The following is a 725-nucleotide window of genomic DNA, read 5'->3' as shown; positions in this document are numbered from 1 at the left end:
AGATCAGCACCGCGTTGCGCACCTCCATCGACCAGCGCATCACCGCGCTGGAGAAGGAGATCGCCGAGGTCGAGTCCACCGGCGAGCGGGTCCTGTACGCCACGCTGGCGCTGGCCCTGCTGGCGGCGGCCGTGCTCAGCGTGCTGAGCACCCGTTCGGTGGTACGGCCGCTCAACGCGGTGGTGGACGCGCTGGGCCGGGTGGCCGGCGGCGACCTGACCGCCCGTCTGGGACTCAAGCGCCGTGACGAGCTGGGCCGGCTGGCCGATGCGCTGGATGCCACCACCGACGCGCTGCGCACCACGGTGGCCTCGGTGGTCGCCCACAGCGACACCCTGGCCGGCTCCTCCACCCAGCTGTCGCAGGTGGCCGAGCAGATCGCGGCCTCGGCCGAGGAGACCAGCGCCCAGTCCGGAGTGGTGGCCGCGGCGGCCTCCGAGGTCTCCCTCAACGTGGAGGTCGTGGCCGCCGGCGGCCAGGAGATGGGCGCGGCCATCCAGGAGATCTCCCACAGCACCAGCCAGGCGGCCGCGGTGGCCGCCGAGGCGGTGACGGTGGCCGAGCAGACCAACACGATGATGGCCCAGCTGGAGAACTCCTCCGCGGAGATCGGCAACGTGATCAAGGTGATCACGAGCATCGCCGAGCAGACCAACCTGCTGGCCCTCAACGCCACCATCGAGGCCGCCCGCGCCGGCGAGCAGGGCAAGGGCTTCGCGGTGGTG

Annotated in this window: 1 protein-coding gene and 1 pseudogene; both read left to right on the top strand. The window is 72.1% G+C overall.

The genetic code is table 11. From position 1 onward, the window contains the following. Positions 1 to 131: 131 nt before the first annotated feature. Positions 132 to 287, top strand: a pseudogene (locus tag Plo01_RS41530) (HAMP domain-containing protein); the annotation flags it as partial. Positions 288 to 482: 195 nt separating this feature from the next. Next, the coding region (locus Plo01_RS41525; RefSeq protein ID WP_444980785.1) for a methyl-accepting chemotaxis protein at positions 483 to 725 on the top strand (243 nt) is incomplete at its 3' end.

The organism is Planobispora longispora (assembly GCF_016863135.1).
GTDB classification, from domain to species: Bacteria; Actinomycetota; Actinomycetes; order Streptosporangiales; family Streptosporangiaceae; genus Planobispora; species Planobispora longispora.
Note: the sequence above shows the minus strand (reverse complement) of the source record. Positions and strands in the feature narration are given on the sequence as shown.